Annotated in this window: 15 protein-coding genes; 8 read left to right on the top strand and 7 right to left on the bottom strand. The window is 71.7% G+C overall.

What is annotated here, in order from left to right; genetic code table 11:
* From BMZ92_RS25905 to BMZ92_RS25885, 5 genes are all read right to left on the bottom strand, one after another.
* On the bottom strand, window positions 1-801 hold the full coding sequence (locus BMZ92_RS25905) for an ABC transporter permease (RefSeq protein ID WP_177228870.1): 801 nt from the start codon (window positions 799-801) through the stop codon (window positions 1-3).
* The gene (locus BMZ92_RS25900) at window positions 801-1712 is read right to left on the bottom strand and encodes an ABC transporter ATP-binding protein (protein WP_091512701.1); all 912 of its coding nucleotides are present in this window, start codon (window positions 1710-1712) and stop codon (window positions 801-803) included. Before BMZ92_RS25900 ends, BMZ92_RS25905 begins: the two co-directional genes overlap by 1 nt.
* A gap of 387 nt (window positions 1713-2099) precedes the next feature.
* On the bottom strand, window positions 2100-2852 hold the full coding sequence (locus tag BMZ92_RS25895; RefSeq protein WP_091512564.1) for an IclR family transcriptional regulator: 753 nt from the start codon (window positions 2850-2852) through the stop codon (window positions 2100-2102).
* Between the two features lie 60 nt (window positions 2853-2912).
* Window positions 2913-3323, bottom strand: a complete 411-nt coding sequence (ndk, locus tag BMZ92_RS25890; protein ID WP_091512562.1) for a nucleoside-diphosphate kinase — start codon at window positions 3321-3323, stop codon at window positions 2913-2915.
* Window positions 3324-3364: 41 nt separating this feature from the next.
* Window positions 3365-4912 carry an alkaline phosphatase D family protein gene (locus BMZ92_RS25885; protein ID WP_091512559.1) on the bottom strand — a complete coding sequence of 516 codons (1548 nt, stop codon included), beginning with the start codon at window positions 4910-4912 and terminating at the stop codon, window positions 3365-3367.
* 121 nt (window positions 4913-5033) lie between these two features.
* Here BMZ92_RS25885 and BMZ92_RS25880 point away from each other — a divergent pair, with 121 nt between their 5' ends.
* Entirely contained in the window at window positions 5034-5627 is a 594-nt protein-coding gene (locus tag BMZ92_RS25880) for a TetR/AcrR family transcriptional regulator (protein WP_091512556.1), read from the top strand.
* Window positions 5624-7126, top strand: a complete 1503-nt coding sequence (locus BMZ92_RS25875; protein ID WP_091512555.1) for an FAD-dependent monooxygenase — start codon at window positions 5624-5626, stop codon at window positions 7124-7126. Before BMZ92_RS25880 ends, BMZ92_RS25875 begins: the two co-directional genes overlap by 4 nt.
* Here the strand turns inward: BMZ92_RS25875 and BMZ92_RS25870 are convergent.
* Window positions 7107-7460 carry a DUF4233 domain-containing protein gene (locus BMZ92_RS25870; protein WP_091512698.1) on the bottom strand — a complete coding sequence of 118 codons (354 nt, stop codon included), beginning with the start codon at window positions 7458-7460 and terminating at the stop codon, window positions 7107-7109. The two genes, BMZ92_RS25875 and BMZ92_RS25870, sit on opposite strands and share 20 nt — an antisense overlap.
* Window positions 7461-7507: 47 nt before the next feature.
* On the bottom strand, window positions 7508-8962 hold the full coding sequence (folC, locus tag BMZ92_RS25865) for a bifunctional tetrahydrofolate synthase/dihydrofolate synthase (RefSeq protein WP_425425858.1): 1455 nt from the start codon (window positions 8960-8962) through the stop codon (window positions 7508-7510).
* Between the two features lie 43 nt (window positions 8963-9005).
* Between folC and BMZ92_RS25860 the strand changes: the two genes are divergently transcribed.
* From BMZ92_RS25860 to BMZ92_RS25835, 6 genes are all read left to right on the top strand, one after another.
* Window positions 9006-9611, top strand: coding sequence for a class I SAM-dependent methyltransferase (locus BMZ92_RS25860; RefSeq protein WP_091512550.1), 606 nt, complete (start codon window positions 9006-9008; stop codon window positions 9609-9611).
* The gene (locus BMZ92_RS25855) at window positions 9608-10774 is read left to right on the top strand and encodes an acyl-CoA dehydrogenase family protein (RefSeq protein ID WP_091512695.1); all 1167 of its coding nucleotides are present in this window, start codon (window positions 9608-9610) and stop codon (window positions 10772-10774) included. The genes BMZ92_RS25860 and BMZ92_RS25855 overlap by 4 nt, the downstream gene beginning before the upstream one ends.
* 71 nt (window positions 10775-10845) lie before the next feature.
* A complete protein-coding gene (locus BMZ92_RS25850; protein ID WP_091512548.1) occupies window positions 10846-11712 on the top strand; it encodes an SGNH/GDSL hydrolase family protein in 867 nt (288 codons plus the stop codon).
* Between the two features lie 64 nt (window positions 11713-11776).
* Window positions 11777-12745 carry a hypothetical protein gene (locus BMZ92_RS25845; RefSeq protein WP_245783252.1) on the top strand — a complete coding sequence of 323 codons (969 nt, stop codon included), beginning with the start codon at window positions 11777-11779 and terminating at the stop codon, window positions 12743-12745.
* A 188-nt stretch (window positions 12746-12933) separates the two neighbouring features.
* Window positions 12934-13380, top strand: a complete 447-nt coding sequence (locus BMZ92_RS25840; RefSeq protein WP_091512543.1) for a MarR family winged helix-turn-helix transcriptional regulator — start codon at window positions 12934-12936, stop codon at window positions 13378-13380.
* Window positions 13381-13467: 87 nt separating this feature from the next.
* Window positions 13468-14799 carry an MFS transporter gene (locus BMZ92_RS25835; protein ID WP_091512693.1) on the top strand — a complete coding sequence of 444 codons (1332 nt, stop codon included), beginning with the start codon at window positions 13468-13470 and terminating at the stop codon, window positions 14797-14799.
* Window position 14800: the final 1 nt, after the last annotated feature.

Here is a 14800-nt window from a genome sequence, read left to right as displayed (position 1 = left end):
TCACACCACCAGCCTGCGGTAGAAGTAGTGGCGCGCCAGGACTGCGCCGACCGCGAACAACGCGGCCAGGAACGCCAGGTGACCGAGCATCGCCGGCCACGGCACCCCGCCCAGCGTCACGCCGCGGGCGAGCTGGTTCCCGTGCCACAGCGGGGAAATCCACGCGAGCCAGCGCAGCGCGAGCGGGATCTGCTCGATCGGGAAGAACGTGCCCGCGAACAACGTCATCGGCATCACGACGAACCGGAACAACGCGGTGAAGCGAACGCCCTCGTCGAAGGTGCTCGCCGCGAACGCCGTGACCGGTGCCGCGCAGGCCAGCCCGGTGACCACGCCCGTCAGCACCACGAGGAGCGCGCCCGCGTTGAGCCACGCCCCGAACGGCAGCGCGATCACCGCGTACACCGTGCTCGCCAGCGTCAACCGCAGCGCGACCCACGCGAAGTGCCCGCCCAGCAGCTGCCCGGCGGTGATCGGCGTGGCCGTGACCGCCAGGTAGTCCTTCTGCCACTTGAACCCCGACAGCACCGGGTACGTCGACTCGCCGACCGCGTTCTGCATCGCGGCGGACACCAGCAACGCCGGCGCGATGTACTGCACGTACGGCAGCCCGCCCGTGGCGGGCCCGGCGCGCACCTGGGAACCGAAGCCCAGCCCCATCGCGATCAGGAACAGCAGCGGCTGCAGCCCGGACGAGTACAGGTTGGACTTCCAGTACCGGCGGTACCACGTCCAGCTGCCCTCGACGCGCAGCCACGCCGCCCGCCAGGACCCGACGACCCGGCCCGTGGAAACGACCATCAGTCCACCAACGTCCGGCCGGTGAGCCGGAGGAACACGTCCTCCAGCGTGCTGCGCCGCACCAGGCTCGACAGCGGCCGCCAGCCCCGTGCGTGCACCTGCTCCAGCGCCGACTCCCCTGCCGCGGTGTAGAGCAGCACGCGGTCGGGCAGGGCTTCCACCCGCTCGGCGAGATCGGCGAACGTCTCCGCCGGAACCTCCTGCCCCGGCGGGAAACGCAGCTCCAGCACCTCACGGGTGGAGTACCGCGCGATCAGCTCGGCGGGCGAGCCCTCGGCGACGATGCGCCCGGCGTCCATGACGACGAGCCGGTCGCACAGCTGCTCGGCCTCATCCATGTAGTGCGTCGTGACGATCAGCGTGACGCCCTGCGCCTTGAGCCGGAACAGCCTGTCCCACAACAGGTGGCGGGCCTGCGGGTCCAGCCCCGTCGTCGGCTCGTCGAGCAGCAGCAGCTCCGGCTCGTTGACCAGCGAGCGCGCGATGGTCAGGCGCCGTTTCATGCCGCCCGACAACGGATCGACCTCCGCGTCGGCCCGGTCGGACAGCTGCGCGAACTCCAGCAGCTCGTCGGCCTTGCTCCGCGCCCGCGCCCGCGACAGCCCGAAGTAACGCGCGTACACCTGGAGGTTCTGCCGGACCGTCAGCTCCGTGTCCAGGTTGTCCTGCTGCGGCACCACGCCGAGCCGCGCGCGGATCCGCGGGCCCTCGACGTCCGGGTCCATGCCCAGCACCCGCAGATCCCCGTCCGAGCGCGGCGAAACGCACGCGATCATGCGCATGGTCGAGGACTTGCCGGCGCCGTTCGGGCCGAGGAAACCGAACGCCTCGCCGCGGCGCACCTCGACGTCGATCCCCCGGACGGCCTCGAACCCGCCGAAGCGCTTCACGAGCGCTTTGGCCTGGACCATGTTCGGTGCTTCGTCCACGCCGAGCACAGTACGGGCAGGCACCGACAGTTTCGAACCGTTTACCGGATCGCTGCCCGGAAAGCGGTCAAGGTTTTCCGGGCCGCGGGACCGGCTCCCGCGCGGGCGGCGAAGCGGCGCCGCATGCCGACCGAATCGACGAACCGGTCCTCGGTGCCGAGGATCACCAGGCCGGGACGGGCCGCGGCGACGGGCAGCCCGCGGCCAAGCCGGGCCCGACGAGGTCGACCGGTTCACCCGGCGCCATCCGGGGGAACGTCCCCGCCGAACCCGGGCGGGGACAACCGGACGCCGTCGGTTCTGGCGAGTTCGGCGCACAGGGGGTCCCACACGCGGCTGGACCGGCTCCCGCCGTTGACGAAGGCGGTGTCAGCCCGCCAGCTCCCTCGACAGCGCGAAGGCCGCCGTGCGCACCGCCGGTGCCAGGCGGTCGAGGTCCAGGCGCTCCACGCTGCCCGTGATCGAGATGGCCGCGAGGAGGTGGCGCCGCGCGTCGTACACCGGGGCGGCGACCGCCGCGACCCCCGCCTCGGACTCCTCGCGGTTGACGCCGTAGCCGCGTTCGCAGACGCGGTCCAGCTCCCGGCGCAGCAGGCCCGGCGCGACGATCGTGCGGGGTGTCCTGCGTGCCAGGCCCGCGGCGGCGACCCTCGCGAAGTAGCCGGGCGGCCCGAGCGCGAGGAAGAGCTTGCCGGTGGCCGTGCAGTGCACGGGCATGCGTGAACCGACCCGCGACAGGATGGGCGTCGAGCGGTGGCCCGTCACCTTCTCCAGGAACAGCGTGTGCGGCCCCGCGGGAACGGCGAGGTGGATGTTCTCGTGCGTGGACTCGTACAGGTCCTGCAGGTACGGCAGCGCGGCCTCCCGCAGGTCACGGCGGCGGGGTGCGCGCTGGCCGAGTTCGAAGAGCTTGACGCCGAGGCGGTAGCCCTGGCCCGCGCGCTCCAGGCCGCCCCAGCGGACGAGTTCGGCGGCCAGCCGGTGCGCGGTGGCCTTCGGCAACCCCGTGCGCTCGGCCAGTTCCGCGAGCGTCAGCTCGGTGTCGGTCGCCTCGAACGCGTCGAGGAGCGACAGCCCACGGGCGAGCACCGATCGGGGCGAGGCGCCGGCGCTGGCGGTCATGGGAGGAATGGTGGCCGGAACCGGCCCGGGGCGCAACGGCCCCGGGCCGGTCCTAGCGGCTCACAGGTCGGGGAACCAGAGCTTGAGCTCGCGCTCCGCCGACTCCGGCGAGTCCGAGCCGTGCACCAGGTTGAACTGGGTCTCCAGCGCGAAGTCGCCGCGCAGGGTGCCGGGGGTGGCCTTCTCGACGGGGTCGGTGCCGCCCGCGAGCTGGCGGAAGGCGGTGATCGCCCGCGGCCCCTCGACGGCGATCGCCACGACCGGCCCGGAGGTGATGAACTCCAGCAGCTCGCCGAAGAACGGCTTCTCCTTGTGCTCGGCGTAGTGCTCCTCGGCGACCGAACGCTCGACGGTGCGCAGTTCCAGTGCGGCCAGCGTCAGGCCCTTCCGCTCGATCCGCGAAATGACCTCACCGACGAGGCCGCGCTTCACGCCATCGGGCTTGACCAGGACCAGCGTGCGCTCACTCACGACTCTGTTGCTCCTTTATCAATTGTCTCGGTGTGCGCAGCCTACTGATGCCGTCCCGGCCGCTCGGGCCGGAGGGTCTTCGACCACAGTGAACTGCCCTTCCCGTCCCGGAGATCGACGGTCAGCGCGCCGCTGGCGCCGTCCACGTTCAGCTCCCCGAAATGCTGGAAACCCTCCAGCGGCGAAGTGTTCGCGGCGGGCGGGGCGTGGACGAAAACCGCCTCCGGGCCGAACGTCGGATCGAGCGTGTTCGGGCCGAACGCGCCGGCGTGCAGCGGACCGGAAACGAATTCCCAGAACGGCGAGAAATCGGCGAACGCCGCGCGGTCGGGCGAATAGTGGTGTGCCGCGGTGTAGTGCACGTCGGCGGTCAGCCACACGACGTTCACCACGTTCCTGATCCGGTGCAGCACCCAGGCCAGCTCGGCCTCCCGGCCGGCGGGCGCGCCCGGCAGCGCGTTCGCGACGCCCTCGATCCCGCTGCCGTCCGGCACGACCAGGCCGATGGGCAGGTCGGCCTGCACGATCTTCCACGTCGCCGTGCTGCGGTTGAGCCCGTCGACGAGCCACCGCGCCTGCCGGTCCCCCAGGATGTGCCCCGGCCTGGTCTGGTCCGCGGTGTTGGCGTCCTTGTAGGTCCGCATGTCCAGCACGAAGATCTCGACGTGCCTGCCGTAGCGGAAGCTGCGGTACACGCGCCCGTCGACGGCCCGCTTGGCGTCGATCGGCTGCCACTCGTGGAACGCCTGGAACGCCCGCTGCTTGAGCACGTCGACGCGCTTCTCGGTGTACTGCGGCAGGTCGAGGATCTCGCCGGGGTACCAGTTGTTGGTGACCTCGTGGTCGTCCCACTGCACGTAGCTGGGCACGGCGGCCGCGAACGCCTTCACGTTCTCGTCGAGGAGGTTGTACGCGAACTGGCCGCGGTACTCGTCGAGCGTCTCGGCGACCTTCGACTTCTCCGGCGTGACGATGTTGTGCCACACCCGCCCGTCGGGGAGCGTGACGGACTCCGTGAGCGGGCCGTCGGAGTAGACGGTGTCGCCGCTGTGCAGGAACAGGTCCGGCCGGCGGGCGGCCATCGCGGCGTACGGCGTCATCCCGCCGATGTCCGGGTTGATCCCCCAGCCCTGGCCGACGACGTCGCCGGACCACAGGATCCGCGTGTCGGACCGGCCGAGCGGGACCGTGCGGAACCGGCCGGTCAGCGGCTCGCTCGTGGCGCGGCCGTCCTCGGCGGTGACGCGGTAGTGCAGCTCGGTGCCCGCGGGCAGACCGCTGACGCGCAGCTTGCCCGTGCCGCCGGTGTCGGGGGTGAGCAGCGGGCCGCGGTACGTGCGCGCGTTGCGGAAGGACGGGTCGCGGGAGATCTCGACGACCATGCGGGACGGGCGGTCGGCGCGGGTCCAGACGATGGCGGAGTCGGCGGTGACGTCACCGGACTGGATGCCGTGGGTCAGCACGGGCCGGTCGCGGCGGACGAGCGGGGCGGCGGCGAACGCCTGCGGGGCGGCGAGCGCACCGGCCGCCAGCGCGCCGGCGGTGAGCGCGCCGGTTCTGAGCAGGGAACGGCGGGTCTGTTCGGTCATGCCCGGTTTCTATCCGGCGCCGGGGGCGCGCGGGCCAACTCCCGCTGTCCCCCGGATGAACGAGAAACTTTCGTGATCAGCAATTTTGCGTGTCACGCAAGTTTTGGGTACGGTGGGCGTCATGGGGTTGCGGGAGCAGAAGAAGCAGCAGACCCGGCAGGCGCTGTCCGACGCGGCGCTGCGCCTGGCCGTGGAACGGGGGTTGGAGCACGTGCTCGTCGAGGACATCGCCGCAGCGGCGAACGTCTCGCCGCGCACCTTCAACAATTACTTCCGCAGCAAACAAGAGGCGATCGTCTGGCGGGCCGTGCAGCGCACCACCCGGGCGGCCGAACTGCTGCGCGAGCGCCCCGCGGACGAGCCGGTGTGGGACGCGGTGAGCAACGCCGTGCTGGCCCAGTTCGCGGGCGCGGGCGCGCCCACCGACGCGTGGCTCGCCGGGGTCCAGCGGATCCTGCGGAACCCGGCGCTGCAAGGGGAGTTCCTCAGCAGCCACCAGGCCGCCGAGCTGGAGCTGGCGGCGGCGATCGCGGAGCGGACCGGCACCGACGCCGAGCGGGACATGTACCCGAGGCTCCTCGCGGGCGCGGTCAGCCTGGCCACCCGGGTCGCGCTCGACCACTGGCTGCGCGCCGAACCGCCCTCATCCATCGAAGAGCTGCTGCGAGAGGCCCTCGCCGGACTGCGTGAGGGCCTGCGGAAGGAGACAGCGTGAACGCGGACGTCGTCATCGCGGGCGGAGGGCCGAACGGCCTGTTCCTGGCTTGCGAACTGCGCCGGGCCGGGGTGACACCCCTCGTCCTGGAACGCCTTGCGGAGATCAGCACCCAGCCGAAGGCCAACGGGCTCGTCGGCAGGGTCGTGCAGGCCATGGACTACCGCGGGCTGTACGAACGGCTTTCGGGGCGACCGGGCCCGCCCACGCCGACCCCGGTCTACCAGTTCGCCGGGTTCGGCCTCGACCTGCGTGCGGTGGCGGGCAATCCGCTCTACACGTTGCCGATCCCGCAGCGGGTGCTGGAGGAACGCCTGGACGCGTACGCCGCCGAACTCGGCGTGGCGGTGCGGCGGGGCTGGGAGCTGGAGTCGTTCGAGCAGGACGACGACGGCGTCACGCTCGAAGTCCGGACGCCTGCCGGCAGGCAGCGCCTGCGCACGCGGTTCCTCGTGGGAGCCGACGGGGCGCACAGCACGGTCCGGAAGCAGGCGGGCATCGGGTTCCCCGGCAGCACCGACGACCGGTTCGTCACGCGCACCGGGCTGGTGGTGATCCGCGACCCGGGGCTCGTGCCGGAAACCGGCGAGCTCGAGGTGCCCGACGAGGGACGGGTGCGGCCGCTCCAGTGGCACTGGACTCCGCGCGGCGCCTTCGCCTTCGCGTCGTTCGAACCGGGCGTGCACTTCATCGGCTCCGCCGAATGGGACCAGCCGGCGGTCGACGGGCCGGTCACGTTCGAGGAGGTGCGGGACGCCTTCTGCCGGGTCGTCGGGCGGGACGTGGTGGTGGAACCCGCGCCGGGCGCGGCGGAGTGGAAGCGCCGGGCCGGCAGCAACGCGCGGCAGGCGGAGCGCTACCGCGAGGGCCGGGTCCTGCTGTTCGGCGACGCCGCGCACGTGCACCCGTCGTTCGGCGGACCGGGGCTGAACCTGGGGCTGCAGGACGGGCTGAACCTGGCCTGGAAGCTCGCCGCGGAACTGGGGGGCTGGGCCCCGGACGGGCTGCTCGACACCTACCACCGCGAACGGCACCCGGTCGGCCGCCGCGTGCTGCTGCACACCGTGGCGCAGGTGGCGCTGCTCTCGCCCGGCGAGGACGTGCGCGCGGTGCGGCAGATCTTCGGCGAGCTGCTCGACGAGGACGTCGTGCGGCGCCGGATCGCGGAACTCCTTGCGGGCGCCGACGTGCGGTACGAGATGTCCGCGGCCCCGCATCCGCTGCTCGGCCGGTGGATGCCCGACCTGCCGCTGGGCACGACGCGGGTCGGCGAGGTGATGCGGGCCGGGCGCGCGGTGCTGCTGGACTTCACCGGTGAGTTCGGTGAAGCGGTCGAGCCGTGGCGGGACCGCGTGGACCACCTGCGCGCCGAGACCCCCGAGCCGCCCGCGCCCGCGGTGCTCGTGCGTCCCGACGGCTACGTGGCGTGGGCCGGCGGGAGCGGGCTCGACGAGGCGTTGCGGACGTGGTTCGGCGCCGTCACCGCTGTTGCTGGCTAGGCAAGGTCCCGGCCGCCATGCGCCGGGCCACGTCGCGGCGCAGCCAGAACGCCCACAGCCAGAACGCGAGGAACAGCAGGCCGATCACGCCGATCGCGGTGATGGAGAACAGGAACGCGATCAACGCCAGCTGCAGCACCACGATCACCGCGCCGATCCACGGCCGCCGGACGAACCCGCAGGCCACCAGCAGCAGGATCGCGATGGCGATCACCGCCCAGCCCTTGACCGTGCCGACACCACCGCCGAGCCGCGCGACGACCGGCAGCGCCAGTCCGACGGTGATGGCCTCGCACACGAGCGTGCCGGCCATCACCCCGCGGAAGGACTTCATCGGGTCCTTCGCGGGCGGCTTGACGGCGCCCTCCTGCGGTGCGTCGCTCACGCGGGTTCCTTTCCGAACAAAGTCCTCGCCTCACCCGCGGTCACGACCGAACCGGTCACCAGCACGCCGCCACCGGCCAGCGGCTCGTCGTCGGTCTCCTCGACCAGCGCGACGGCCGTCTCGATGGCCGCGTCCAGGCTGGGCTCGGCGACGACCCGGTCCTCGCCGAAGATCGACAACGCGAGGTCGTTCAGCTCGTCCAGCGGCATCGCGCGCTCGGAGTTGTTGCGGGTCACCACGATCTCGGAAACCACCGGTTCCAGCGCTTCGAGGATGCCCCGCGCGTCCTTGTCCCCCATCACGCTGACGACCGCGGCCAGCCGCCGGAAGGCGAACTCCTCGCTGATCGTGGCGGCCAGGGCGCGGGCGCCGTGCGGGTTGTGCGCGGCGTCGATCAGCACCGTCGGCGCGGCACGCACGCGCTCCAGCCGTCCCGGCGTCTGGACCTCGGCGAACGCCTCGCGCACCGCCTCGATCACGAGCTGCCTGTCCTTGCCCGCCCCGAAGAACGCCTCGACGGCGGCCAGCGCGAGCACCGCGTTCTGCGCCTGGTGGGCACCGTGCAGCGGCAGGAAGATCTCGTCGTAGATCCCGCCGAGCCCCTGCAGCGTGAGCAGCTGGCCGCCGACGGCGATCTCCCGGCGCAGCACGGCGAACTCGCTGCCCGCGCGCGCGACCGTCGCGTCGACCTCGACCACCTGCTCCAGCAGCACGCGCTGCGCCACCGGGTCCTGCTCGGCGAGCACCGCGACGCTGCCGGGCTTGATGATCCCGGCCTTCTCCCCCGCGATGCCCGCGAGGTCACCGCCCAGGTACTCGACGTGGTCGATGCCGACCGGGGTGATCACGGCGACCTGGCCGTCGGCGATGTTCGTGGCGTCCCAGCGGCCGCCCATGCCGGTTTCGATCACCGCGGCCTCGACCGGCGCGTCGGCGAACGCGGCGAAGGCCATGCCGGTGAGCACCTCGAACTTGCTCATCGGCGGCCCGCCGGCCCCGTCCACCATCGCGATGTACGGCGCGATGTCGTGGTAGATGTCGACGTACTTCGACGCCGGGATCGGGACGCCGTCCAGCGCGATGCGCTCGGTGACGAGCTGCAGGTGGGGGCTCGTGTACCGGCCTACGCGCAGGCCCATCCTGGTGAGCAGCGCGTCGATCATGCGGACCGTGGAGCCCTTGCCGTTGGTGCCCGCCACGTGCAGCACCGGGTAGGACTTCTGCGGGTCGCCCAGGACGGTCGCGAGCGCGCGGATGCGGTCGAGCGAGGGCTCGATCTTCGTCTCCGGCCAGCGCGTGTTCAGCTCGGCCTCGACCTTCAGCAGCTCCTGGCGGGCCTGCCGCTCGGTCTCCTCGAGGTCGACGGGGTCGACGTCCGCGGGGTCGTCGGGCAGAGGCCCGGCCACGAAGTTGTCGCCGCTGGACAGCTCGGCGGGGTACTCCTCTTCCACAGTTGTCAAGTCTAGGGCGCCGACGTTCTGGCAGTTTGGGCCCATGCCCTTCGACCACAACTCCCACTACCACCCGTTGTTGCTCCGCCACGTCCCCCCGGGCGCACGTCGGGCGCTGGACGTCGGGTGCGGAACGGGTCGGTTCGCACGGCGGCTCGCCGAGGCCGGGCTCGAGGTGGACGCCGTCGATCCGGACGCCGACGTCATCGCGGCGGCCCGTGCCCTGGGTGGTGGCATCTGCTACCGGCAGGAGGACGTGACCGAGGCCGAACTCGGCCGCTACGACTTCATCAGCTGCCTGGCCTCGCTGCACCACATGCCGTTCGAGACGGTGACGAAGCTGCGGGACGCGCTCAACCCCGGCGGGGTGCTCGTGGTGCTGGGCCTGGCGAAGCCGCGCTCGGCCGCCGACTTCGCGCAGTGGCACGTGCTCTCGCCGCCGCTCAACCTCCTCGCGCGGGCGGTCGTCGCCGCTGGCGAGCGGCTCAACGGCGGTCCGGACCACACCATCGCACCCCGCGTGCGGGACTGGACCATGACGATGACGCAGGTGCGCCGCGAGTCGGCGCGGCTGCTGCCGGGGAGCACGGTGCGCCCAGTGCTGTTCTGGCGCTACCTGCTGGTGTACCGCTTAGGGTGGTCGGCATGAGCAAACCAGACCCCCGTGACCTGCTGGGCATCCGCGAACTGCTCACCGACGAGGAGCGCGGGATAGCCGACACCGTGCGGGCGTTCGTGCGCAAGGAGGTCGCCGAGCACGCCGGTCAGTGGTTCGAGGACGCGGAGTTCCCGCGGCACCTCGTCGGCGCGATCGGCGAGATGGGCCTGCTGGGCATGCACCTGACCGGCTACGGCTGCGCCGGGACGAACGCGACGTCGTACGGGCTGGCCTGCCTGGAGCTGGAGGCCGGGGACTCGGGGCTGCGCAGTTTCGTGTCCGTGCAGGGCTCGCTGGCGATGTTCCCGATCTGGAAGTACGGCTCCGACGAGCAGAAGGAGCAGTGGCTGCCCGCGATGGCGCGCGGCGAGAAGATCGGCTGTTTCGGCCTCACCGAGCCCGACCGCGGCTCCGACCCGGGCGACATGCGCACGACCGCGAAGCGCGACGGCTCGGACTGGGTGCTCAACGGCGCGAAGATGTGGATCACGAACGGCACGATCGCGGACGTCGCCGTCGTGTGGGCGCGGGCCGAGGAAGGCGTCCGCGGGTTCGTCGTGCCCACGGACACGCCGGGGTTCACCGCGCGGGAGATCAAGCACAAGCTGTCGCTGCGCATGTCCGCCACCGCCGAGCTGGTGCTGGAGGACGTGCGGCTGCCGGAGTCCGCGGTGCTGCCGGGGGTGACCGGCCTGCGCGGCCCGCTGTCGTGCCTCGCCGAAGCGCGGTACGGGATCCTGTGGGGCGCGCTGGGCGCGGGCCGCTCCTGCTACGAGGCCGCGCTGGACTACGCGACAAGCCGCGAGCAGTTCGGCAGGCCCATCGGGGGTTTCCAGCTGACGCAGCAGAAGCTCGTGCAGATGGCGCTGGAGCTCAACAAGGGCCTGCTGCTCGCGCTGCACCTCGGCCGCCGCAAGGATGCCGGTGAGCTGCCGCCGGAACTGGTCAGCTTCGGCAAGCTCACCAACGTGCGCACGGCGATCGACATCGCCCGCACCGCGCGGACCATCCTGGCGGCCAACGGGATCAGCCTCGAGTACCCGGTGATCCGGCACGCGAACAACCTGGAGTCGGTGCTGACGTACGAGGGCACCGAGGAGATCCACACGCTGGTGCTCGGGCAGCTGCTCACGGGACAGTCCGCGTACCGCTGAATGGGGTGACTTCGGGCGAGACCACCCCTTCGGCGGCGCCGCCCGGCCCCGGCGAGGGCTAGGAAAGAAGCATGCGTGCTCGCCGGGGCCTCATCGTCGCCGTTCTCGCCGTCTGCACCGTGCTCGCCTCCGCGTTGACCGCTTCGGCACAACCGGCGCGGCTTTCGCGGTACGTCGCGCTCGGTGACTCCTACACCGCGGGCCCCCTGATCCCGTTGCAGCGCGTGGATCCCCTGGGGTGCCTGCGGTCCACGTCGAACTACCCGGCTCAGCTGGCGCTGCGGCTGCTGGTGTCGTCGTACACCGACGTCAGCTGCAGCGGTGCCGACACCGGCGACATGACGGCGCCGCAGTCGGTGCCGCTGGGCACGAACCCGCCGCAGCTCGACGCGCTGCGCCCCGACACCGACCTGGTCACCCTCGGCATCGGCGGCAACGACTACAGCGTGTTCGGCACGCTGGTGGGCACTTGCCCCGGATTGCGGGCGAGCGATCCGACCGGCAACCCGTGCCAGCGGCAGTTCACGGTCGACGGGGTCGACACGATCAAGGCGAAGCTGCCCCAGACGCGGGCGAACATCACCGCCGTGCTCGCGGAGATCCACCGGCGCTCGCCGCAGGCGAAGGTGCTCGCGGTCGGCTACCCGCGGATCGCGCCGCCGAGCGGCACGTGCCCGGACGTCCTGCCCTTCGCCGACGGTGACTACGCGTGGCTCAACAGCGTGGAGGAAGCGCTCAACGCGGCGGTTTCCGGTGCCGCCGCCGATGGTGGAGCGTCCTATGTGGACACCTTCACCCCGTCGCTCGGGCACGACGCGTGCGCGGGCGCGGCGGCGTGGATCAACGGCAAGGACCTCAAGCTCACCGCCGCGCCGTACCACCCGAACTTCGCCGGGATGACCGGCCTGGCGGCGATCGTCGAGCGCGCGGTGCGCTGATCGCTCCAGGTTCCGAAACGGTTGCGAACGCGGTGTCGGCGTAACGAAACGGAGCACGTCCCGATTGCCGGTTGTTGAGCTGACCGACGAGGCGGGACGAGTGGACGAGCAGGACATCGAGAACCACCCGGATCTGAGAGATCCGGACTGGCAGCGGCACGCGGTGAAGGAGGCCTGGGTCGACTACCGGCGCGACCGGCGCCGGGCGAAGCTGGGCAAGCGGCTGGCCATCACCGCCGTGGTGGCCGTCGTGCTGGCCGGAGCGGGGGTCGCGTTCTACTACTGGGGCAAGACGCACGCGGAAACCGCCGCGGACGCGACCAGCGGCGGCGGCACGAGCACGACCACGGCGCCGTCCGTGATCCCGGAGTTCGCGCGCGTGGACCTGTCCCACCCGTTCGACAAGACGCCCGCGCAGAACTGGCGGGAGGGGATCGAGGGGGTGACCTTCCCCGCGGCGGTGAAGGTCGGCGGGTTCTCCGAGAAGCAGGTCGCCACCGCGCTCGACCAGGTCAAGCAGGCCATCGTCCTGACCTCGCTCGACGCGGACGTGCTCCAGGGACACCGGCCGGACAAGTTCCTCGCCCTCCTCGCTCCGGACATCCGCGACCAGGTGCGGACGGACGCGGACCGCTACCTCACATACCTCACCATCGATCCCCCGCTGCTGCCCGTGCCCGCTCGCATGTCGGGTGCCGTCACGATGACCCCGCGGGGGCAGCAGGAACTCGTGCTCCACGTCGACTACGTGACCGCGTACGCCTTCGACCCCGGGAGCCGCACGATCACCAGCCCGGGCGACATGGAGCCGTTCATCCGCGTGCAGGCCGACTTCGTGGCCGAGCGGGGTGAGAAGTACCTGTACCTGGAGAACCGCGGCGGGTACTACTCGAACATCGCCTGCGAGGCGTCGAAGCGGAACCTGATCGCCCCCTCGTTCACGGAGCCGGACTTCGCGGGCCCGTCGCTGACGCAGGAACCGGGCCAGTACGACCCGACGAAGCCGCTGCCCACCGAGGACAACTGCGGCTGACGGAGGGCGCGGGCACGGGAAGGCCCCGTGCCCGCGCCCCGCTTTGGTCCACGTCGGCGGGATCGGCGAACGCGCCGTTTCGAACGGGCTGTTCTTCAGGTTCCGGGCTCCTCGGCGCTGTCCCGTCGCAGGTGCCTGGAGACCGCGCTCCTTTCCACAGGTCAGACTCAACAGGCTAGACTGTGCATATGACCCGCGTTCCGAACGAGGTCGCGCGGCTCGCGGGAGCGCTGCGCGGCGTGGTGGGGCAGCTGCACCGGCGGCTGCGCCAGGTGGACAACGCCGGGGTGCTCACGCCCTCGCAGTCGGCCGTGCTCTCGCGGCTGCACCGCGACGGGCCCGCCACCCAGGCGCAGCTCGCCGCGGCGGAACACGTGCGGCAGCAGTCCATGGCCGCCACGCTCGCCGTGCTCGACGAGCTGGGCTACCTCGACCGCACCCGTGACCCCCGCGACGGCAGGCGGACCGTGATCTCCCTGTCGGAGCTGGGGAGCAAGACCGTGCGGGGCGTGCACCAGCACCGCGAGGAGTGGCTGGCCACGTCACTGGCGGGCTTCACGGCGGAGGAACGCGAGGCCGTAGCCACGGCGCTGCCGCTGCTGGAACGCCTGGCGCAGAACCAGAACCCGGCCTGATCCGACCCAGGAGTGAGAACGACGACGGCACAGCGCACCGCGACGAGGGCACCCGGCCTGTTCGGCCCGAAGCTGGTCACCCCGCTGGTGGCCAGCGCGGTCCTCAACCCCATCAACTCGACGTTGATCGCGGTGGCGCTGGTGCCCATCGCGCACACCTTCGGCGCCCGCCCGGAGCAGACGGCGTGGCTGATCACGTCGCTGTACCTCGCGACCGCCGTCGGGCAGCCGGTGGTCGGCCTGTTCGTCGACCGGTTCGGCGCGCGGCGCGTGCTGCTGACCGGCGCGGTCATCGTGATGCTCGCCGGGATCGGCGGGCTGCTGGCGTTCTCGCTGGGCTGGCTGATCGCGGTGCGGGCGGTACTGGGGATCGGGACGTGCGCGGGTTTCCCGGCCGCGATGGCGGTGCTGCGTAAACGCGCGGACGCGGCGGGGCAGGGCGTGCCGAGCCGGATCCTGTCCGTGCTGGCGATGTCCGCGCAGACGATCATGGTGATCGGCCCGACCCTCGGCGGGGTGCTGATCGGCCTGTTCGGCTGGCCCGCGATCTTCGCGGTGAACATCCCGCTGGCCGGGATCTCCCTGCTGCTGGCGTTGTTCTGGGTGCCCAAGGACGACCGCGCCGGGCTCAAGCGCGAGCGCATCGACGTGCCGGGCATCGTGCTGTTCTCCGCCGCGCTGCTGGTGGTGCTGCTGTTCGTGATGGCACCGGCGCTCGACGACCTGTACCTGCTGGGCATCGCCGTCGTGCTCGCCGCCGTCTTCGCACGCACCGAGCTGCGTGCCCGACGTCCGTTCATCGACCTGCGGATGCTCGCGGGCAACGCGCCGCTGCTGCGCACCTACCTGCGCCAGTCGCTGGCCTTCCTCATCGTGTACTCGATCATGTTCGGCTACGTGCAGTGGCTGGAGGCGGCACGCGGGCTGAGCGAGGAACGCGCGGGTGCCCTGCTGCTGCCGATGTCGGCGGTCGCGGTGCTCGCGGCCGCGGCCTCGGGCAGGCCGACCGGCCTCTACGCCCGGCTGATCACGAACTCGCTCGCGCTGCTCGCCGGGTCCGCGCTGCTGCTGTTCGTGGACACCGGCACGTGGTTCGTGGTGCTCGTCGGCATGACCGCCGTGTTCGGGCTGGGCCAGGGGCTGACGAGTGTGACGAACCAGACAGCGCTCTACGGGCAGGCGCCCGCCGAGCAGATGGGCACCGCCAGCGGCCTGTTCCGCACCGCACAGTACCTCGGCGCCATCGCCGCATCGACGCTGATAGCGCTGTGTTTCGGCGAGCAGACGACGTCGGCGGGGCTGCACCACCTGGCATGGGCGCTCGTCGGGGTCGGCGTCGTGTTGTTCGCCGTGACCGCCTTCGACCGCGGGCTGCGGGCGACCCGGTCTCGTCAGGAGCCGGTCGAGAACGGAAAATGAC

This window comes from Amycolatopsis sacchari (assembly GCF_900114035.1).
Lineage (GTDB): Bacteria > Actinomycetota > Actinomycetes > Mycobacteriales > Pseudonocardiaceae > Amycolatopsis_E > Amycolatopsis_E sacchari.
The sequence above is the reverse complement of the archived record's forward strand: the minus strand, read 5'-3'. Positions and strand labels throughout refer to the sequence as shown.